The organism is Streptomyces chartreusis (assembly GCF_008704715.1).
In the GTDB taxonomy this organism is placed as follows: domain Bacteria; phylum Actinomycetota; class Actinomycetes; order Streptomycetales; family Streptomycetaceae; genus Streptomyces; species Streptomyces chartreusis.
Genome location: NZ_CP023689.1, coordinates 2181782 through 2202459, shown reverse-complemented (window position 1 = coordinate 2202459; position 20678 = coordinate 2181782). Strand labels below are relative to the sequence as shown.

Sequence of the window (20678 nt, the reverse complement as noted above, 5' to 3'; positions counted from 1 at the left end):
TACCGCCCTCCACACGACCGCTTTAAGGAGACCGACAGATGCTGGACATCGCCGAAGAGCTGCACCGGTGGGTCGAGCAGGGACGTGACTTCGCCGTGGCCACCGTGGTGGCGGTCGGCGGCAGCGCACCCCGCCAGCCCGGCGCCGCGCTCGCGGTGGACGCCGACGGCACGGCGATCGGCTCTGTCTCCGGCGGCTGTGTGGAGGGCGCGGTCTACGAACTGTGCCGACAAGCCCTCGAGGACGGCGAGACGGTCCTGGAGCGCTTCGGCTACAGCGACGAGGACGCCTTCGCCGTCGGCCTGACGTGCGGCGGCATCATCGACATCCTCGTCACCCCGGTACGGGCGCAGGACCCGGCCCGCCCGGTGCTGGCGACGGCCCTGGCCGCGGCGTCGGCCGGCGAGGCGGCGGCGGTCGCCCGCATCGTGTCCGGACCCTCGGACCTGATGGGCCGCGCGCTGCTGGTCCGCCCCGACGGCGGCCACGACGGCGGCTTCGGCGGCCATCCCGAACTGGACCGCACGGTCGCCGCGGAGGCGGGCGCGTTCCTGGACGCGGGCCGCACGGGCACCCTGGAGATCGGCGAACAGGGCTCGCGCTGCGGCGCCCCGCTCACGGTCCTGGTGGAGTCCTCCGTCCCCGCACCCCGGATGATCGTCTTCGGCGCGATCGACTTCGCGTCGGCGCTCGTGCGGATCGGCAAGTTCCTGAACTACCACGTGACGGTGTGCGACGCCCGGCCGGTCTTCGCGACCAGGACCCGCTTCCCGGAGGCCGACGAGATCGTCGTGGAGTGGCCGCACAAGTACCTGGAGCGCACCGAGGTGGACGCGCGGACGGTCCTGTGCGTGCTCACCCACGACGCCAAGTTCGACGTTCCGCTGCTCCGGTCGGCGCTGCGGCTGCCGGTGGCGTACGTGGGCGCGATGGGCTCGCGCCGCACCCACCTGGACCGCAACGAGCGGCTCAGGCAGGTCGGCGTCACCGAACTGGAGCTGGCCCGGCTCCGCTCACCGATCGGCCTGGACCTCGGCGCCCGTACGCCCGAGGAGACGGCCCTGTCGATCGCCTCGGAGATCGTCGCGGGCCGGCGTGGCGGCAGCGGTGCCTCCCTGACCGGCGCGCACACGCCGATCCATCACGACGCGGCGTCCACGTCCGAACCGGCGGGCCGGATCGGGTCGGTGGCCTGAGCCCGCGGCGCCGGCTGGTCGGGCCAGGCGAAGGCGTAGGCCGGCGCACCGCCCCGTGAGATCCGCACATGGCGCAGGAGTTCCCGCACGATGCCCGCGCTGCCCATCGCCCACCCGGTCCGCGGTTCCAGGGCGCTCGGGGTGGCCCGGTGCTCGACGTTGGACCAGCGGGCGCCGTCGGCGTCCCGGGTGGCGTGCGCGGCGATGTCGGCGACGAGGACCTCGGCGAACTCGGGGGAGTCGCCCTGCTCGGCGATCCGGTCGTCCGCCAGCGCCAGGACGCCCGCCGTGCCGCAGCAGCGGCCGTTGTTGTCCCAGAAGCCGGGGCGCAGCCGGCTCGGCAGACCCGAGTGCGTGACGGTGTGCCAGCAGCGGTCGGCGAGGGCCTGCCAGCGCGGGTCGCCGGTCAGGTCCCGCAGCAGCCGGAAGACCTGGGCGTCGCCCGAAGGGCCGTGGCACCAGCCGTAGTTGTGGCGCTGGACCAGATCGGGGCGGTGCTGCGGATCGGAGTGCGGGACGAGGAAGCCGTCCGGCCCGTCCTCGTCGCGGGACACGACGTCCGCGGCACCGGCCAGCGCGAGCTCGACCAGATCGGCGCGGCCGGCCGCGTGCCCGACGGCGGCCAGGCCGTGGACGATGCCGAGGGTGCCGTGCGAGATGTGGTGCATCCGGCCCGTCGCGCCGGGCCGGTGCTGCCACTGCACACCGTGCGCGGTCGGCTCGGCGGTGCGCGCGTACGGCTCCACGGCCTGTACGGCGAGATCGTCCGCCCCCATCAGCAGCGCGCCCAGCCCGATGCCCGCGTTGCCGCCCATCAGCTCGTACAGCTCACCCCAGCGCTCCCCGTCGAAGCCGGCCCGCACCAGCTCCAGCGCCCGGTCGGCGGCGGCCCCGGCGGCCGGGTCGCCCAGGTCGTCGTGCACGGCCCGCAGCGCCAGGGCCATCCCGGTGCGGCCGAAGTAGAGCGAGTCGTCCTGCCATTCCTCGACGGACCGGGCCAGGCAGCGGGCCGCGCGCCGGGCGGCGTCGGCGTAGGAGTCGTCGCCGAAGTGCCGCCACGCCTCCAGGAGGACCGGGACCACTCCGGCGGTGCCGTTGTAGAGCATCGGGTCGACGTCGGCGTCGGACGGCGTGACGGGCCAGCCGATCCCGCCGCCCCCGGTGTCCCGGGCGACGGAGAGCAGCCACCGCAGCCCGTCCGCGGCCAGCGCCTCAACCTCGTCCGTTTTCATGGTCGTTGCATCGGTCTCGGTCATGGCGCCCACTCTGGCACGGCCGTCCGGCTGCCTCACCTGCGGCTCCTCCGGCCGCAGGGCCGTCACGCCCGTCGGAGCAACCGGTTCACGGCCCGCCCGAACACGAACCGCGCCGTACGCTCCACCACTGCGTCCAGCGCCCCCGGCACGAACCGCACCCGCAGCTCCTCCCGCCACACCACCCGTGCCCGGCCGCCCGGCCCGGGACGCACCTCGATCTCGGCCCAGCCGCGCATCACCCGGCCCCGCTTCTCCAGGCGGCACCGGCCGGGTGTGTCGTCGGACGGGGGCTGCCAGACCGTCACCTCCATCGGGTCGTCGAAGGAGAGAGGGCCGAGGCCGGAGCGGGCGACGAAGTGCGTGCCCTCGTGCGTCGGGGCGGGGGTGGTGACCCGGATACGGGTCAGGGGGACGACCTCGGCGTGGCGGGGCCACTCCGTCAGGCGGCGCCACGCCTCCGGGAGAGGGAGCGGAACCGTGCGTTCGAGGGAGAAGTTCGCCACGGAGCGATCTTACGGAACGGCGCTGTGCGAACAGGGCTGGTCACGGCACCGTCATCCGGTGGAGCGCGTGGCGTATACGGGGCGTACAGGGGGTCCGGCCGCGCGTCGGCGCGCGGACGTACATGAGGTGAACTCGCCCTCGACCGAGCCGCCCCACCCCTACCCTTCCTCCCAAGAGTGGGCAATCCGCCCACCTCCAGGGGGGAGTTGATCGTCATGCCGTTGAAGACCTACGGCGTACTGATCGGTCGGGCCGTCGACACCCGGCGCGAGAGCGGCAACGACTCGCCGCACTACCAGATCCTCGTCGCCGACGACTCCGGCACCCGCTACCGGGCCGCCGTCAACGTCCTGTCCCAGCAGCGGCCGTCCGAGCTGCTGTACTTCGTCAGCGACGACTTCCGGCACCCGGTCACCGCCCGTCTGGCGGGCCTGGCGAGCGGCTGGAACACCCTGCCGTCCGGCCCCGGCGGCCCGAACCTCGACTTCGTGCGCGGCAACCTCTTCGACCCGGCCCTGATGCGGAAGCTGCCCCCGGACCTCGAAGGCCCCGACAACGACCTCGCCGACCTCCTGGACCACTCCGTCCGCCGTGCGGTCGCGGACCAGGAGGCCCGGCTGTATCTGTTCGGCGAGCGCTGGGGGTCCGAGGCCGGCACGAAGGACAAGATCTTCGGCTTCCTGCCCGGCAACGGTGTGCACGACATCCATATGAACCAGGGCAACAGCGGCCGGTTCCGCGACGCCGACGGCGTGTGGCAGGACGGCGGACTGCTCGTGCACTTCCCGGCGCAGGACCGCTGGGTCGCCGTCTTCCTGGCCTTCCAGAGCCAGTCCTGGAAGACGGACGACGTCACCGGCCACACCATCGGGGACGTCGACGGCTCACGCCCGGTGCCCGGCACCCGGCCGGTCCGTATCGTCGCCGCGCTCGTCAACCCGCGCGGCCCCGTCCCCGAGGCCGAGACCGTCACGCTGCTCAACGCCTCGCCCGATGCCGTGGACCTGACCGGGTGGCAGCTCCAGGACCGGCTGGGCCGGCGCTCCGCCGTGCCGGCCGGCCCGCTCGCGCCCGGCGCCAGTCTTGTCGTGCGTCTCGGAGGCGGCGCCCAACTCGGCAACCACGGTGGCGAGATCAGCCTCCTGGACGCCAGAGGGCTCAAGGCAGACGGCGTCTCGTACACGGCCGTGCAGGCCGCACGGGAGGGCTGGACCGTCGTCTTCTGACGCGGGCCGTCCACCGGGCGCGGGGCGCGACGCGCGCGGCCGCCTCACCCGGTGAGGCGGCTCACCGGTACACCTTTCCCGGCTCGGCCTTCCCCGGCGCGAGCAGCTGCGGAACGGTCACGAACACGAATCCGCGCTTCTTCAGCTCGTCGATGATCCCGGGCACGGCCGGCACGGTCCCGTCGTAGATGTCGTGCAGCAGGATGATGCCGTCGCGGTCCGTCTGGTCGAGGACGCGCTGCTCTATGAGCTCGGAGTCGTCGGTCTTGTAGTCCTTGGCGGTCACGCTCCACAGGATTTCGGACATGCCCAGCTCGCGGCAGATGTCGTGCACCGTGTCGTCGGTACGGCCCTGGGGCGGGCGCATCAGCGTCGGGCGCCGTCCGACGATGCGCTCTATCACCTTGTTGGGGCGCTCTATCTCGTCGCGTATCTCGTCGGGTTCCAGCTCCGTGAGCCTCTTGTGGTCCCAGGTGTGGTTGGCCACCTCATGGCCCTCGTCGGCCATCCGCTCGACGAGCTCCGGGTACTTCTCGATGTGCCGCTTGCCCAGGAGGAAGAAGGTCGCCGGGACGTCCTTCTCCTTGAGGATGTCCAGCAGTCGCGCGGAGTGTTCGCTCGGGCCGGCGTCGAAGGTCAGCGCGACGCACTTGTCCTCGCGGCAGTCGACACCGCCGGAGAGGGTCCTGGCGGTGGACGCGGCCTGGGCCCGTGCGGCGCTCGGCGAAGTGGTCTCCAGACGCACGTACTGGCTGAAGGCCACCAGGGAAGCGGCCACCACCAGAGCGGCGGCTGCACACAACCAGGCCCATGGCTTTTTCATCTTCTTGGTCAGAGAAGGCATATCGCGACTATACATGGCGAGTATACTCGCCATGTATAGTCACTGTTCATAGGCTCTGAACTGGGCGTTCCGCTTCTCTACTGGGCGTAGAACGTGGCGTCCGCCCGGTCCGTGGCCGTGCTCGGCGCCTGGACGTACAGCAGGTATTCGTAGTGCCTGATGTAGCGCCCCGCGTAGTTGTACGACTCGTAGGAGACCCCCGCCGGGTCGGCCAGCCCGGCCCGCCTGGAGAAGGTCGCGTCGGAGGCGAACCGCGCCGTGCCGTCGTTCTTCTCCAGCCACACCTCGAAGTTCTTGTGCCGCAGGTAGTAGCCGGGGAAGTTGGCCGACTCCAGGGAGACCGTGCCACTGCCGGTCAGGCCGGCGACGACGCGGAACTGCGAGTCGGCGAGCGGGGAGACGCCCGCCTCGACGCGGGCGCGGTACTCCCAGTGCCGGATGAACCGGTCGGCGAGGTTGTACGACGACAAGCGCTGCGGGGTGACCCCGTCGGCCACCGGGATGCCGAAGTCGGGGGTGCCGTCGGCCTTCCAGTACAGCTTCTGGACGCGGGTGCGGCGGTTGGGGTCGTTCAGCGGGTCGCCGCTGATGTCCTTGTAGCTGCGGTCGTGATAGACGAGGACGTCGCTCCTGCCGTCCTCGGACACGGTGAAGGAGTTGTGCCCCGGGCCGTACTGGCTCGTGCCCGCGTTGCTCGTGAACACCGGCGTGGAACTCTTGGTCCAGTTCGCCGCGTCGAGCAGATCGGCGCTCGCGGAGGCGGACAGCAGCCCCAGGCAGTAGTTGCTGTCGGTGGCGCTGGCGGAGTAGCTCATGAAGACCTTGCCGCCGTGCTGGATCACCGCCGGGCCCTCGTTGACCTTGTAGCCGACCGTCTCCCAGGAGTAGGTGGGCCGCGACAGCATCACCGGAGTGCCCGTGATGGTCCAGGGGTTGGCCATCCTCGCGAGATAGACGTCCGTGTTGTTGTTCACGGACGGGTCGCGCTGGGCCCACGCCAGATAGCGCACGCCGCCCACCACGAAGGTCGTGGCGTCCAGCGAGAAGCTCTCCCACTGGGTCCTGATCTGGCCCTTCTCCGCCCAGGTGGCCGTCAGCGGGTTGGATCCGGTGCCCTCCAGGACGTACATCCGGATCGCCCACACGTCATTGGTGGCGCCCGCGGCGAAGTAGACGTACCACTTGCCGTCGATGAAGTGGATCTCCGGCGCCCAGATGTGCGCGCCCATGACACCACTGGAGTGCTTGGTCCAGATGGTCACCTCCTGGGCCGTGGACAGACCCTGGATGGTGGTCGCCCGGCGCAGCACGATGCGGTCGTACTCGGGGACGGTCGCGGTGAAGTAGTAGTAGCCGTCGGTGTGTCGGAAGATGTGCGGGTCGGCCCGCTTCTCGGCGATCGGGTTGGTGTAGGTCACGGCGGGGGAGTCGGGGACGGCTGCCTGGGCGGGGGAGCCCGGTGCGACGAGGCAGGCTGCGAGGGCCACCAGCATCGCCATGAGCAGGCGAACGGGGTTGATTCTCAAGGGGGTTCTCCGGTTCACGTCAGGTCGTGGGGACGAGGCGCCACTGCTGGCAGTTGTTGTTCAGCCAGGTCCACTGCCGTACGTCGGCACCGTTCGCGGCGGAGCAGTCGGCGACGTCGGCGACCTTGCCGGTGGACTCGTTGACGATCCGCACGTGGTCGCCGGCCGCGGTGAACACGAGCCGGTAGCGCTGGCACCTGTTGTCGAGCCAGGACCACTGGCGGATGCCCGCGCCGTCGGCCGCGGAGCAGCCGGCGGTGTCCATCACCTTGCCGGTGGCGACATTGACCAGGCGGTTGGTGTCGTCGCCGAGGTCCTCGACCCGCCACTTCTGGTTGGTCCCGCCGTTGCAGGTCCACTGGAAGATGTCGGTGCCGTCGGCCGTGCCGCCGCCGTCGACGTCCAGGCACTTGCCGCTGTTGCGGTTGACGAGCGTGTACGCCGTCGGTGTCGCGGCGCTCTCGCCCGACGGGCCCGGCAGTGTGGTGCCGAGGGCGACCGGGGTGCCGAGGTTCGGGGTGCCGTCGGCGTTCCAGGTGAACTCCTGGGCACGGGTGGTGCGTCCGTTGCCGCAGCCGCCGTTCGACGCGGAGTTGGCGTGGTAGACGATCCAGTTCTCGGTGCCGTCGGGCGAGCTGAAGAAGCCGTTGTGGCCCGGCCCGTAGACGCCGTTGGTGTCGCTGCGCTGGAAGACCGGCGTCTGCTTCTTGGTCCAGGACGCCGGACTGAGCGGATCGGTGCCCGTCAGCTCCAGCCGGCCCAGCTTGTAGTCGGCGGTCTGACAGGAACTCGCGGAGTACGTCAGGAAGGTGCGGCCGTCGTGGTAGAGCGGCTCGGGGCCCTCGTTGACGGGGCTGCCGGAGCGCTCCCAGTCCAGGGTCGGGCCGGAGATGACCGTGAAGGTGCTGCTCGCGAGGGTGTACGGATTGCTGAGCGGGGCGATGACCAGGCTCTGCGTGCTGCCGTCGACGAACCCGCTGCCCACCAGGTACAGCCTGTTGTTCGCCCGCAGCAGGCTCGCGTCGATCAGCCAGCCGCCCGGCGTGAGGTTCGACCCGGTCAGTGAACCCTTGTAGGTGTAAGGCCCCATCGGATCGGTCCCGGCGCTCTCCAGGACGTGCGTGCGCTGCGAGTCGCAGCAGGCGACGCCGCTCCGGCCGGCCGAGTAATACACGTACCAGTGGCCGTCGACCAGATGCATCTCCGGCGCCCAGAAGTTGGTGTTGCGGGTCGACGTGGTGTCCGACCACACCTGCACGTTGGGTGCGGTGGCGAGCCCCGCGAGTGTCGGCGACTTGCGGATGCCGAGGATGCCGGTGAACGTCGTGGTGATCAGGTAGTAGTTGCCGTCGTGGTACTGGAGCCAGGGGTCGGCGCCCTTGAACGACTTCAGCGGATTGGCGTACGGGCGGCCGTCCGCCGCGGTCGCCGGCTGGGTGGTCGCCACCAGGGCCAGCAGCGAAGCCAGTACGCAGAGGATCAGTGATCTGCGGCGTTTCCTGAGTGGCGGGTGAGACATTCGAGGCATACGAGACCGTCCCTGTCCGTAATTTCGAACGAAGTTCGTGATTCCGATCGTGAGTCGGTCAGAAGATAAAAGTGAGCCATGTCCGCGTCAACGGTTTCGTCGTGCCAGCGCATCGGATTCGTGCCGCCGAAAGGGCAAACCCGCGTGCGCGCACGCGGGTTCACGACGGCGAGCGTGCCTCGGTCAGACGACCGCCCGCGCCCGCACCGCGTCGGCCGGATCCCAGCCCCGGCGCGGGACGGAGGCCAACAGGAGCCGGGTGTAAGGGCCTTCGGGCGCGTCCAGCACCCGGTCCGTCGGACCCTGCTCCACCACGGTGCCGCGGCGCATCACCACCGTCTCGTCGGTGATGTGCCGGACGACGGCCAGGTCATGGCTGACGAAGACCAGCGCCACCCCCGTGTCCCGCCGGATCTCGCCGAGGAGACCGAGGATCTGCGCCTGGATCGACACGTCCAGCGCGGCGACCGCCTCGTCCAGCACGAGGACGCGCGGGTCGACGGCCAGGGCACGGGCGATGGCCAGCCGCTGGCACTGCCCGCCGGACAGCTCGTGCGGGCGCGCCCCCGCCTCCCTCGCGCCCAGCCCCACCTGGTCCAGGAGCGCGGCGATCCGCCCGTCGTCGGCGTCACGGCCGTGCAGCCGCAGGGACGTACGCAGACATTGACGTGCCGTCAGCCGGGGGTCGAGGGAGACGTAGGGGTCCTGGAACACCATCTGGATCTCACGGGCACGCGCCAGCCGGTGCGCGGCCCGGCCCCCGCCGAACGCCCTCGGCCGCACGGCACGGTCCCGGCCGTCCACGGTGACCGTGCCGGCGTCCGGCCGCACCAGGCCGACCAGCATCCGGGCCACGGTGCTCTTGCCCGACCCGGACTCGCCGACCACGCCGAGCGAGCCGCCGCGCGGCACGGTGAAGGAGACCCGGTCGGCGGCGGTCAGACGCTCGCCGCCCGGCAGCCGGTACGCCTTGGTCAGGCCGTCGGCCACCAGAAGGGGCTGTGGCCGGGCTTCGATCGCGGTCATGCGGGGCTCCTCTTGGCCAGGGCGGAGGTGAGCGACAGCTCGTCCGGGAGGTCGGTCAGCCGCCGGCACGCCGCCGTCCCGCCGCCCGGCAGCGGCAGCGGCTCCGGGGTCCAGTCGGCGCACTCCGGCTCGGCGTGCGCGCAGCGCGTCGCGAACGGGCAGCCGGTGAACGCGTCGGACAGGGACGGCGGCCGGCCGGGGATCGGCCGCAACGCACGCTCGGTGTCGCCGAGTTCGGGGGAGCAGGCGAGCAGTCCGCGTGTGTACGGGTGCCGGGCGTGGGTGAAGAGACGCTCCGCGTCCTGCTGTTCCACCACACGGCCGGCGTACATCACGTACACCCGGTCGCAGAACGCGGCGGCCAGATGCAGGTCGTGGGTGATGAACAGCATCCCCAGGTCGCGCTGTTCGCGCAGGGACCGCAGCAGCGCGAGGATCTCCGCCTGCGTCGTGACGTCCAGCGCGCTGGTGGACTCGTCGGCCAGCAGCAGCCGTGGCTCGGCGGCGAGCGCGCCGGCGATCACCACGCGCTGGAGCATGCCCCCGGACATCTCGTGCGGCCGCTGCCCGAACCGCCGCTCCGGGTCGGACAGGCCCACGGCACCGAGGAGTTCGACGGCCTTCGCGCGTGCCGTGCGCCGGTCGACGGCGCCGGTCCGGGTCAGCCGTTCGACCAGGAAGTCACCGACGCGGCGCACCGGGTTGAGGGCGGAGCGCGGGTCCTGGTGGACCATCGCGACCGTGCCCGCCCGGTGTGCGCGCAGCGCGGCCCCGCTCAGGGCGAGTACGTCGTCGCCGTCGACCAGCACACGGCCGGCGACCGACGCTTCCTCCGGCAGCAGCCGCAGGACCGCCTTCGCGGTGGTGGACTTGCCCGAGCCGGACTCGCCGACGAGACCGACGGTCTCCCCGGAGCCGACCCGCAGGCTCACCTCCGCGAGCAGCGGCCGGGCCGCGCCGGGCAGGCCCAGGGTGAGGTTCTGGATGTCGAGCAGCATGCGGCTTACCTCCTGGCGCCGAGCCGGTCGGCGGCCCAGACCCCGACCACGTTGAAGGCCACCACGACGGCGGCGATGGCGGTGCCAGGCACCAGCGCGGGCAGCAGGGCGCCCTGGACGATGGCCGCCTGGCCCTCCTGCACCATCAACCCCCAGTCGGAGCTGGGCGGCTGGGAGCCGAACCCCAGATAGCTGAGGGTGGCCAGGCTCATCAGCGCCTCGCCGAACAGCACCACGAGGTACCCGACGATCGACCGGGCGAGGTTGGGCACCAGATGCCGTACGCAGATCCGCGAACCGCTCATGCCCTGCACGCGATAGGCGTCGACGTAGGGCTTCGCCCGCTCCGCGAGCGCCACGCTGCGGGTGTACTTGGCGATCGTCGGCGCGAAGGCCAGCCCGAGGCCCAGGACGGACGTGGTGATGCCCGCCCCGAACACCGCGATGATCAGCACGACGAACAGCAGGCCCGGGAAGGCGTACATCACGTCGGTGACCCGGGACACCAGTGTGTCGGTCCAGCCGCCGCGCCAGGCGGCGACCGTGCCCAGCGTGACGCCGAGCAGCGCGGCGATGGCCAGCAGCGCGAGCGGGGCGATCAGGCTGGTGCGGGCGCCGTACAGGACGCGCGAGAGCAGGTCCTGACCGGAGGCGTCGGTGCCGAGCAGATGGTCGCCGCTCGTGCCGACCAGCGACGCCGACAGGTCCACGGCGTCGGGGGCGTACGGCGCGAGCAGAGGCGCGAAACCGGCTGCAAGTACCACCAGGGCAAGGAAGGCGGCCCCGGCGAGGACGAGGACGGGGCGCCGCCGGCCGCGCCTGCGGCGGGCCGGGAGCAGCACATCGGCGGAGACGGCGGTCATGCGGGACTCCTCATGGCCTTCAGGCGTGGGTCGAGCAGCGGGTGCACGAGGTCCACGAGGGTGGTGACGGTGATGTAGCCGGCGACCATCAGCAGCAGCACCGCCTGGGCGACCGGGAAGTCATGGCTGTTGACCGCGCCGACCAGCAGGGAGCCGATGCCGCTGAGCCCGAAGACGGTCTCGATGGCCACCGTGCCGGCAAGCATCCCGGCCGTGACCAGGCCGCACATCGTGACGACAGGTCCCAGTGCGTTGCGCAGGACGTGCCGGCGGATGATCCGACGCTCCGGCAGGCCGGCCGCGCGGGCCACCTCCACATGGTCGGCGGCACCCGCCTCGACCATCGCCTGCCGGGTGACCCGGGCGATGACGGCCACCGCGCCGAGCGCCATGGCCAGCGCGGGCAGGGTGAGGTGGTGCAGCGTCCCGCCGAACCCCTCGCCGCTGCCCGTCACCGGGAACCAGCCCAGCCGCACCCCGAAGAAGGCGACCAGCGCGATGCCGCCGACGAAGGACGGCACGGACGCGGTGAGGGTGGTGGTCCCGACGACGGCCGAGTCCACCCAGCTGCCGCGCCGGACCGCGGCCAGCACTCCGGCGCCCACCCCCAGCACCACGAACAGGACCGTGGCGTAGCCGACCAGCGCGAGCGTGGTCGGGAAACGGGACGCCAGCAGGTCGGAGACCTGGTCGCCGTACTGGAAGGAGCGGCCGAGGTCCAGGTGCAGGCAGTCCCAGAGCCAGCGGCCGTACTGCACGACCAGCGGCTCGTCGAGGTGGTACTGCTCCCGGACGGCGGCCAGCCGCTCGGGGGTGAGCTTGTCGCGCCCACCCGCGAGGAACACGGCGGGATCGCCCGGAGCCGCGTACACGGCGGCGAAGATGACGAAGGACGCGGCCAGCAGGGTGGCGAGAAGTCCCGCCAGCCGGCGTCCGATCGAGACGAACATCGCAGCTCAGCCCTTCTTCGCGCCGAGCTGCGCGGCCCAGGGGTAGTAGAGGTACGCCATCGAGGCGGGAGGACCGGTCAGCTCGTCGGCGAGGACGAGAGCGGTCGGCATCTGGGCGATCGGGATCCACACGGCCGCGTCCGCGAACCGCCGCTGCACGTCGATGGCGAGCTCGGCGCGCTCGGCGTCGTCCAGCGTGCGCAGTCCCTCCGCGACCTTCGCGTCGTACTCCGCGCTCTTGAAGCCGACCCAGTTGTTGGAACTGTCCGACAGGCCGTTGTCGTAGAAGCCGAGCGGGTCGCTCTTGGAGATGTACCAGTCGGCCACCAGCACGTCGATGTCGGCGCGGGCCTCCTTGTCCCCGTAGAACTCGCCGTACTGGGCGGCCGGGACGGTCCTGATCTCGCCCTTCAGCCCGATCTGCGCCAGCGCGGCGCGCACGGCGTTGGCGATGACCATGCGGCCCTGGCTGCTGTCGGTGCCGATGACGATGGGCCCACCCGGCGCCTTCTCGGCGTTCTTCACCAGCTCCTTGGCCCGGGCGAGGTCCTGCGCGTCCGGCTTCGCCGGGGCGTCGGTGAGCTGCTTCTGGGCGGCGGCGAAGGCGTCCTTCGCATAGCCCCAGGCGCCGGAGCCGACCGGGGTGGCCCACGGTTCGACCAGGCCGCCGTAGCCGGACCTGGCGATGCCGGAGCGGTCGAGGACCAGCGAGAGCGCCTTGCGGACGTCCGGGTCGGCGAGGCCGCCGCGTTCGGTCGGGATGAGTGCGAGGGCGGCGGTGCTGGGGCCGAAGTGCTCGTCGAGGCCCTTCTTGCCGCGCAGCGCGGCCGCGGTGCCGATGGAGTCGGCGTAGGTGCCGTCGGCGGCCCCGGTGGCGAGGGCGTTGACCATGGCGCTGTCGTCCGCCCAGCGGAAGACGACCTTGCCGGTGAGCGGCTTCTCGCCCCGGTAGGTCTCGGCGCGGGTCAGCGTGATCGAGTCGCCGGACTTCCAGCCGGACAGTTCGTACGGCCCGGAGCAGGCGTCGCCCTGACCGGGGGTGCCGAAGTCCTTGCCGGCCTTCTGCACCTGCTCCCGGTTGTAGACGAGCCCGGCGTCACCGGCCAGTGCCTTGGTGAACAGGGCGTCGGGCTGCTTGAAGGTGATCGTGATCTCGTGGTCGCCGGTCCTGCGCATCGCGGAGACGTTGCCGAACTCGTCGGACTGCTCCATCTCCGGCTGCGCGTGCCGCTTCAGGCTGAAGAGGACGTCGTCCGCCGTCATCGCCGACCCGTCGTGGAAGGTGACGTCGTCCCGCAGCGCGAGGACCAGGTGTCTCGCGTCGGGCCGGGTCGCCTGGCGGACCAGGGAGGGGCGTACGGACATGTCGGGCTGGAGCTGGTAGAGGCGCTCGCAGACGTTGCTGAGCACGGTGCGGCCGGCGCTGCCGCCCTGGGTGTCGAGGTCCAGGGAGTCCGGCTCGTCCTCGAGCAGCCAGTTGACGGCGGCGACGGATCCGGTGGCCCGCGCGGTGGTGGGCGTGAGGGTGAGGTCGGCGGCCCCGGGGGCCTTGCCGCCGCCCGCGGAGGCGCCGGTGGTGGCTCCGCTGCACGCGGTGGCCAGGGCCAGCGCGCCGGCGACACCGGCGGCGGCTGTGACGGTCTTGAGCTTCATTGCGAGGGCTCCTGAGCGGGGAGGGTGAACGGGAGCGGGGGGCTTGTAGAAGGGCAGATGACGGGCCGTCAGTTCGGGGCGTGGGGGCCGTCGTAGAGGTTGAAGGGCAGATGCTGGTACTCGCGGTCGCAGGGGGTGCCGGCGGTGACGTGGTAGTCGCCGGCGGTGAGGTCGACGCAGGAGGAGACGAGGGTCTTCCAGTGCCTGACCTCGGGCTTGCGGGGGTCGGAGTGGGTGCACAGCGACTCGGGGAAGCCGAGGTGGTCCGACATCGCGTCCTTGATGAGCTTGCGCGACTCGTCGGTGCCGGCGGAGTCGCGCAGCCGGCGCAGACCCGCCTCGGCGCGGGGTACGCGCACCAGGGAGTCGGCGGCGATCGGGCGGTAGCCGTCGGCCAGGGCGGCAGGGATGCCCGCCTGGTAGTGGTTGCCGTGCACCAGGAGCCCGTCGTCGGGGTAGAGCCAGCCGTGGCCGGCCGGGGTGGTCTCCAGGTCGATGGCGAAGCCCTCGCGGCAGGTGAGGAGGGCGTTGCTGGCGATGTGTGCCCGGCTGCGGCACAGCACGTCGAGTGCGTCGGTGATGGACGCCTGGTCCAGGACATCGCGGCGCAGCACGGTCTGCGGCAGTCCGACGGCCTCGCCGAACCGCCCGCCCAGACCGTTGGCGTTGAGGGCGATCCCGGCGGAGTTGGCGCCCTGGCGGCCGATCTGGCCGGCCTCCACCTGCATGATCAGGGTGGGCGCCGGGGGCTGGACGATCCGCAGCATGACGACGGTGCCGGCGACCCCGGCGCGCCAGTCCCAGTTCTGTCCGGCCCAGACATGGCCGTCGCCGCTGGCCGGTCCGTACGCCGCGAAGGAGGTGCAGCCCTCGGCGGGCTCCTCCTCGCGCATCCGGGCGAAGGAGTCGTCGTAGATGACCTCGCCGCGGGCGTTGAGCGCGAGGACGTCGAGCAGGTCCAGGCCGGCGCCGTCCGCGATGCCCTGCATCTCCTGAAGCAGATGCGGGGCGTACTCACGGACGGGTTTCAGCCATCGGGCGGCGCGGCCGGTGACCTGGTTCCAGGTCAGTCCGGAGGAGACGCCGAAGGCCTCCGCGTAGTAGCCGAGCGCGATCTCGAGCTGGGGGGCCACGGCCTCGCCGTACTTTCGTCCCCGTTCCAGGGGGGTCCCCGAGATCTCGACGACCGGCAGGCTGTGATTCATCGCGGGACTCCTCGGGGGACACACCAGTGCTGTAACATCCGTTCCGAGAATTCATCTTCTTGGAACGAGATGCTCAGAGCGTAATGGCCGAAACGTGAGAGTCAATACCTGTAATGAAGAATCCAGAATCTGGTAGCGCGGGTCCCGGGGGCCTCACACGGCTGCGGGCCGCCGTCCGTGACATGTGGGACGAGCTGTCCGCGTCGGAGCGGACCGTGGCGCAGTACCTGGCCAGCGCCCCCGCCGAGCAGATGATGTTCGCCAGCGCGCAGGAGCTGGGCGCCGCCAGCGGCACCAGCAACGCCACCGTCGTACGCGCCCTGCAACGCCTCGGATACGCCGGCCTGCCCGCGCTCAAGCGGGAACTCGCCGCCGACTTCACCTCCGCGCTCGCGCCCGAGGTGCGGCTCCAGCAGCGCATCGCGCACGTGGGGCAGGATCTGGAGGGCATCTGGAACGACGTCTTCGACGAGACGCAGGAGCGCATCGAGCAGTGCCGCCGGCTGACCGGCACCGACGCGCTGAAGAGCGCCGTCGAGGCGCTCGCCGAGGCACGCGAGGTGTTCTGCTACGGCGTCGCCGCCTGCGAACTCGCCGCCCGGCACCTGGCGTTGGCACTCGGCCGGATCGGACGGCGGGCCCGCTTCGTCGGCGAGACGGGCTTCGCCCTCGCCGATCCGCTGCTCGCGCTGGGCCAGGGCGACGCGGTCGTCGTGTTCCAGCCGGGCCGGCAACTGGCCGAGCTGCACGTCGTCGTCGAGCGGGCGCGCGCGGTCGGCGCCCGGGTCGTGTTCGTCACCGACGAGCTCGGGGAGGTCTTCGAGGACCGCGTCGACGCCGTGCTCACCGCCCCCCACACGCCGACCGGGAACACCAACGAGGCCCTGACCGGCCTGATCCTCGCCGACGCGCTGGTCCTCGCCCTGACCACCCTGGACGAGACCCGAGCGGTGGAGCACTCCCACCAGCTGACGGCGCTGCGCGAACAGCTGCTGGCGCAGAAGGAGCCGCGGACCCGCAGGACGACCTGAGCCCGTCCCGTCGTATCGCCCGTTACAGCTCTGCCGTGCGGGCGGTCACCGTCCCTGCGGCAGCGGCTGTTCCGTCCAGATCACCTTGCCGTCCGCCGTGTAACGGGTGCCCCAGCGCTCGGCGAACTGGGCCACCAGGAACAGGCCCCGGCCGCCCTCGTCGGTGGTGGCCGCGCTGCGCAGGTGCGGGGCGGTGCTGCTGCCGTCGGAGACCTCGCAGATCAGCGTGAGGTCGCGGATCAGACGGACCCGGATCGGGCCGGTGGCGTGACGCAGGGCGTTGGTGACCAGCTCGCTGAGGATCAGCTCGGTAGTGAACGCCTCCTCCTCGAGGTCCCACTCCGTGAGCGTGCGGGCCGCGGCCGCCCGCACCCGGGACACGGCGGAGGCCTCGTCCGGTACGTCCCAGGCGGCCGTGCGGTCGGAGGGCAGCCGCCGGGTCCGGGCGACGACGAGGGCGACATCGTCACGGGGACGCTCGGGCAGCATGGTCTCCAAAACCGCCTTGCACGTCTCCTCCGGACCTCGGCCCTGCGTCGGGGGCGTCGCGGCGAGCGCCTCGCGCAGCCGCTCCAGGCCCTCGTCGATGTCCCGGCCCTGGTCCTCGACCAGCCCGTCCGTGTACAGCACCAGCCCGCTGCCCTCGGGCAGCCGCACCTCGGTCGCCTCGAAGGGCAGGCTGCCGCCCAGGCCCAGCGGCGCCCCGCCGGGCACGGTCAGGAACTCGACCCGGCCGTCCGGGTGCACCAGCGCCGGTTCGAGGTGGCCGGCGCGGGCGAGGGCGCACAGCCCGGTGGACGGGTCGTACACCGCGTACAGGCAGGTCGCCCCGGTGATCGGCGCCACCTCTTCCTCGCCCTCGCCCTCGTCCTGGTCGATGCGGGCCACCAACTCGTCGAGATGGCCGAGGAGTTCGTCGGGCGGCAGATCCAGCGTGGAGAAGTTGTGGACCGCGGTGCGCAGCCGGCCCATCGTCGCCGCCGCGTGCAGCCCGTGGCCCACGACGTCGCCCACGACCAGCGCCACCCGCGCGCCCGGCAGCGGGATGACGTCGAACCAGTCCCCGCCGACCCCGCCCTGCGCGGCCTGCGCAGGCAGATAGCGGTAGGCCACGTCGAGGGCGCTCTGCCCGGGCAGGGCCCGCGGCAGCAGACTGCGCTGGAGCGTCACCGACAGGGTGTGCTCGCGGGTGTAGCGGCGGGCGTTGTCGATGCTGACGGCGGCCCGCGCGACCAGCTCCTCGGCGAGCGAGACGTCCTCGCTCTCGAAGGGGTCGGGCCGGTCGGCGCGCCAGAAGGTGGCCATGCCCATGATCACGCCACGGGCCCGCAGCGGGACCGTGAGCATCGCGTGGATCCCGTACCGCACGAGCCTGCGGGCGTTGGCGGGATCCTGCTCCTGCCAGCCGGCGAAGGCGGGCAGGTCCGTCTCCAGGACCGACCTGCCGGTGCCGAACCCGAACGCCTGCGGAGTCCCCGCGGCGAAGTGGATCAGCTTGCCGATCGGGTAGAGCGGGCTGTCGCCCCGTACGCCCTGGAACGCCACCCGGCGCATGTCGGCGCGGCCCTCCTTGGGCTCCTCGCCGCGCAGCACCGGATCCGCGAGGTCGACGGAGACGAAGTCGGCGAACCGCGGCACCGCGAAGTCGGCCAGCTCCTGCGAGGTGCGGGTGACGTCGAGGGTGGTGCCGATCTCGAGCCCGGCGTCGTACAGCAGCTTCAGCCGCTCCTGCGCCACGTCCGCCCGGCCGGTCAGGGTGCGCAGCTCGGTGGTGTCCCGCAGCGTCGCCACACTGCCGGGCGGCCCGCCGTCCCGGTCGGTCGAACGCTGGCTGACCGCCAGCAGCCGGCCCTGCGCCAGATGCACCTCGTCGGTGGCGTCCCGCCCGGAGGCGAACAGCCTGGCCAGGTCGTTCCCGATGCCGAGGGAGACACAGGGCCGCCCCTCGGCGTCCGCGGTCAGTCCGAGCAGCCGGCGCGCCTCGTCGTTCGCCAGCGCCAGCCGGCGCCGGTCGTCCATGATCAGCACGCCTTCCCGCACGGAGTGCAGGACCGCGTCGTGATGCTCGTACATCCGCGTCATCTCTTCGGGACCGAGCCCGTGCGTCTGCTTCAGCAGCCGACGGCTGACCAGCGCGGTCCCGGCGGTGGCGAGGGCGAGGGCGCCGGCCGCCGAGCCGAGCAGCGTGGGCAGCTGGTGTTCCACGACCCCGCCGACGCTGTCCAGCGTCACCCCGGCGGAGACCAGGGCGATGACATGGCCGTTGTCGTCGGCCACGGGGACGACGGCCCGCACGGACGGACCCAGGGTGCCGGTGTACGTCTCCCGGACGATCCCGCCCGCCGCGGCCGGGGCGATGGTGCCGACGAAGTGCTTGCCGATCCGGTCGGGGTTGGGGTGCGTGTAGCGGATGCCGTCCGTGGTCATCACGACGATGAAGTCCACGCCGGTGGCCTTGCGTGCCGCCTCGGCGCGGGGCTGGAGCACCGCGCTGGGGTCGGGGCTCGACAGGGCCTCTTCCATGCCCGGAGCCTTCGCGAAGGACTGGGCGACGGCGAGGGACCGGTTGCCCGCCTCCCGCTTGGTGTCGGTGCGCACCTGGAGCACCAGAGCCACCACGGCGGCCACCACGAGGAGCACGACGATGGCCGCCTGCAGCACGAAGACCTGCCGGGCCACGGTACGTGCGCTCAACAGCGAGCGCAGGCGGCCGAGGAATCCGGCCATGCATCATTTCTAACACCGTTTCACCAGGCGGGCACGGTGCTTGACGAGGGAAGCCGCGGACCCTGCCCGGAGCCGTCGGCGAAACCGCGGACCCGGGGACGCCGTGGGACCTACGGCGAGCACGACTCCACGCGTCCGGCGCCCGCAGGCTCGGGGGTGGCCGGCGCCCCTGCCATGGCCGGCATGCGGAGCAGCAGCAGGGCCGCGTCGTCGTGCAGCCGGCCGCCGACGTGGTCCTGGAGCTCGCCGTGCAGCGCGGTGACGGTGTCCACGGGCTCGTCGCAGGTGTGCCGGGCCAGCCCCTCGGCGAGCGGGTAGAACTCGCGGTCGTGGTTGCGGGCCTCGGTGACGCCGTCGGTGTACAGCAGCAGCTGGTCCCCGTCGGTGAAGGGCAGCACGTGCAGCGCGGGCGCCTCGCCCGACAGGCTGCGCAGACCGAGCGGCGGCGCCGGACGGTCCGGCTCCACCGCGACCACCACGGAGTCCCGCACCAGCAGCGGCGGCGCGTGCCCGCAGTTGACGACCTCCAGCTGCCCGTCCCTGGGGTACCCGGCGACCACGGCGGTCACGAAGTCGTCGCTGCCCAGGTTGCGCGCCAGGCTCCGCTCGATCCTGGCGACGACGTCCAGCAGATCGGGCTCGTCATGGGCGGCCTCGCGGAACACGCCGACCACCAGCGCCGCCGTGCTCACGGCCGGCAGCCCTTTGCCGCGCACGTCACCGACGATCAGCCTGACCCCGTGCGGCGTCGACACCAGCGCGTACAGATCCCCGCCTATCCGGGCCTCGGCCGCGGCGGCGCTGTAGCGCACGGCCACCTGGAACGGTCCGACTGTCGCCGGAATCGGCTGGAGCAGCGCGTGCTGCGCGGCCTCGGCGACCGAACGAACCGCCGCCAGCACCCGCTCGCGCCGGATGCGCAGCGCGCTGGTCGCGGCGCACGCCGCGGTGATCACGAGCAGGGAGGCCAGCGCGACCGCCAGCTCGCTGTCCGCGGCACCGCCCCGCAGGCCGAGGGACACCCCCAGCACGGCCGACAGCAGCCCCACGCACAGGACGCCGCGCGGCCCGCCGGTGGCGGCGGCGAGCGCGGGGCCCGTGGCGAGCAGCGGCACCCAGGTCACCCCGGAGCCACCCGCGAGGTCGACGAGCACGAGACCGCAGACGATCAGAATGGGCAGTACGGGCGTGGCGGCGACCATGCGCCTCGGCCAGTGGTCGGGGTCGTGATCAGGGGCCTTGCTCATCGCTTGTCCGCTGTCCTCACCTGTGCGCTGGGGCGTACGCCCAATGAAATGTCCGATTTATTCAGGAAACGGGTTGGACCCCGTATCGGACAAGCGCCGGGATTTCAGATAGTGAGCGACAGGCCCCTGGTCACCCGGTCCGCGGTCGGGATCAGCCGTGCCGTGACCTCCTCCAGCCGCGAACGGTGGCCGGCCCGCAGCGAGACGCCGAGCGAGCCGAGCGTGTTCCCGCTGTACACCGGCACCGCGACACAGACCGTGCCGAGGCTGTACTCCTCCATGTCCGTGACCGCCGGGGCCAGCGGCGAGGAGTCGAGCCGTCTGAGCAGCTCGGGGCGGTCGGTGATGGTCCGCGGCGTGAGGTCGGCGAGCTGGTGCCGGGACAGGTACTCCTTGCGCGCCTCCTCGTCCAGCTCCCGCAGCACGGACTTGCCGAGGGCCGTTGCGTGCCCCGCGTCCTCGAACCCCACCCAGAGATCGACGCGGGGCGCGCGGGGACCGTCGACGATCTCGGCCACCCGGATCTCGCCCTCCTCGTAGAAGGTGAGGTAGGCGGCGCTGGACAGCTCGTCCCGCAGCGCGGCCAGCGTGGGCCGGATCCGGCTGATCAGTGCCTGCGCCCGGCCGGTGGTGTGCAGTGTCTGCAGCCGCTCGCCGAGGATGAACCCGCCGTCGGGGAGCTTGCTTACATAGCCGTCGTGGACCAGTGTCCGCAGCAGGTGGTACGCCGTGGCCAGGGGCAGGCCCGTCTCCCGTGCCAGCTGCTTCGCGGGCGCGCCGTTCTCGTGCGCGCTCATGGCCTCGAGCAGCCGGAAGGCGCGCTGCACCGAGCCGATGAGCGTGGGGCCGTCACTGACACCCATAGCAACCAGCGTGCGCCGGGCACCCGGCGCGGGCA

Annotated in this window: 17 protein-coding genes; 3 read left to right on the top strand and 14 right to left on the bottom strand. The window is 72.0% G+C overall.

Annotation, left to right across the window (positions count from 1 at the left end; genetic code table 11):
* Positions 1-38 precede the first annotated feature (38 nt).
* Complete coding sequence (locus tag CP983_RS09210; protein WP_150499239.1) at positions 39-1196, top strand: XdhC family protein; 1158 nt, start codon at positions 39-41, stop codon at positions 1194-1196.
* Here the strand turns inward: CP983_RS09210 and CP983_RS09205 are convergent.
* On the bottom strand, positions 1142-2452 hold the full coding sequence (locus tag CP983_RS09205) for a lanthionine synthetase LanC family protein (protein WP_150499238.1): 1311 nt from the start codon (positions 2450-2452) through the stop codon (positions 1142-1144). The two genes, CP983_RS09210 and CP983_RS09205, sit on opposite strands and share 55 nt — an antisense overlap.
* A gap of 62 nt (positions 2453-2514) precedes the next feature.
* Positions 2515-2955, bottom strand: a complete 441-nt coding sequence (locus CP983_RS09200; protein ID WP_150499237.1) for an SRPBCC family protein — start codon at positions 2953-2955, stop codon at positions 2515-2517.
* A gap of 216 nt (positions 2956-3171) precedes the next feature.
* On the opposite strand from CP983_RS09200, the gene CP983_RS09195 reads away from it, so the two are divergent.
* Complete coding sequence (locus tag CP983_RS09195) at positions 3172-4182, top strand: DUF2278 family protein (RefSeq protein WP_150499236.1); 1011 nt, start codon at positions 3172-3174, stop codon at positions 4180-4182.
* Between the two features lie 61 nt (positions 4183-4243).
* On the opposite strand, the gene CP983_RS09190 is transcribed toward CP983_RS09195, so the two are convergent.
* From CP983_RS09190 to CP983_RS09150, 9 genes are all read right to left on the bottom strand, one after another.
* A complete protein-coding gene (locus CP983_RS09190) occupies positions 4244-5026 on the bottom strand; it encodes a polysaccharide deacetylase family protein (protein WP_229914668.1) in 783 nt (260 codons plus the stop codon).
* A gap of 77 nt (positions 5027-5103) precedes the next feature.
* Complete coding sequence (locus tag CP983_RS09185; RefSeq protein WP_150506482.1) at positions 5104-6525, bottom strand: family 43 glycosylhydrolase; 1422 nt, start codon at positions 6523-6525, stop codon at positions 5104-5106.
* Positions 6526-6571: 46 nt separating this feature from the next.
* Entirely contained in the window at positions 6572-8071 is a 1500-nt protein-coding gene (locus CP983_RS09180; protein WP_189748513.1) for a family 43 glycosylhydrolase, read from the bottom strand.
* Between the two features lie 192 nt (positions 8072-8263).
* Positions 8264-9106, bottom strand: a complete 843-nt coding sequence (locus CP983_RS09175; protein WP_150499234.1) for an ABC transporter ATP-binding protein — start codon at positions 9104-9106, stop codon at positions 8264-8266.
* The gene (locus tag CP983_RS09170) at positions 9103-10104 is read right to left on the bottom strand and encodes an ABC transporter ATP-binding protein (RefSeq protein ID WP_150499233.1); all 1002 of its coding nucleotides are present in this window, start codon (positions 10102-10104) and stop codon (positions 9103-9105) included. Before CP983_RS09170 ends, CP983_RS09175 begins: the two co-directional genes overlap by 4 nt.
* A gap of 5 nt (positions 10105-10109) precedes the next feature.
* The gene (locus tag CP983_RS09165; RefSeq protein ID WP_107907828.1) at positions 10110-10967 is read right to left on the bottom strand and encodes an ABC transporter permease; all 858 of its coding nucleotides are present in this window, start codon (positions 10965-10967) and stop codon (positions 10110-10112) included.
* Positions 10964-11917, bottom strand: a complete 954-nt coding sequence (locus tag CP983_RS09160) for an ABC transporter permease (protein WP_107907829.1) — start codon at positions 11915-11917, stop codon at positions 10964-10966. The genes CP983_RS09165 and CP983_RS09160 overlap by 4 nt, the downstream gene beginning before the upstream one ends.
* A 6-nt stretch (positions 11918-11923) precedes the next feature.
* Positions 11924-13570 (bottom strand): ABC transporter substrate-binding protein, encoded by a 1647-nt coding sequence (locus CP983_RS09155; RefSeq protein WP_150499232.1) that lies wholly within the window; start codon positions 13568-13570, stop codon positions 11924-11926.
* Positions 13571-13638: 68 nt separating this feature from the next.
* Complete coding sequence (locus CP983_RS09150; protein ID WP_150499231.1) at positions 13639-14775, bottom strand: C45 family autoproteolytic acyltransferase/hydrolase; 1137 nt, start codon at positions 14773-14775, stop codon at positions 13639-13641.
* Between the two features lie 113 nt (positions 14776-14888).
* Between CP983_RS09150 and CP983_RS09145 the strand changes: the two genes are divergently transcribed.
* On the top strand, positions 14889-15806 hold the full coding sequence (locus CP983_RS09145; protein WP_107907832.1) for a MurR/RpiR family transcriptional regulator: 918 nt from the start codon (positions 14889-14891) through the stop codon (positions 15804-15806).
* Between the two features lie 45 nt (positions 15807-15851).
* On the opposite strand, the gene CP983_RS09140 is transcribed toward CP983_RS09145, so the two are convergent.
* From CP983_RS09140 to CP983_RS09130, 3 genes are all read right to left on the bottom strand, one after another.
* Complete coding sequence (locus CP983_RS09140; protein ID WP_150499230.1) at positions 15852-18533, bottom strand: SpoIIE family protein phosphatase/ATP-binding protein; 2682 nt, start codon at positions 18531-18533, stop codon at positions 15852-15854.
* A gap of 110 nt (positions 18534-18643) precedes the next feature.
* On the bottom strand, positions 18644-19780 hold the full coding sequence (locus tag CP983_RS09135; RefSeq protein WP_229914667.1) for a PP2C family protein-serine/threonine phosphatase: 1137 nt from the start codon (positions 19778-19780) through the stop codon (positions 18644-18646).
* A 104-nt stretch (positions 19781-19884) separates the two neighbouring features.
* Positions 19885-20643 carry an IclR family transcriptional regulator gene (locus CP983_RS09130; protein WP_150499229.1) on the bottom strand — a complete coding sequence of 253 codons (759 nt, stop codon included), beginning with the start codon at positions 20641-20643 and terminating at the stop codon, positions 19885-19887.
* Positions 20644-20678 lie beyond the last annotated feature (35 nt).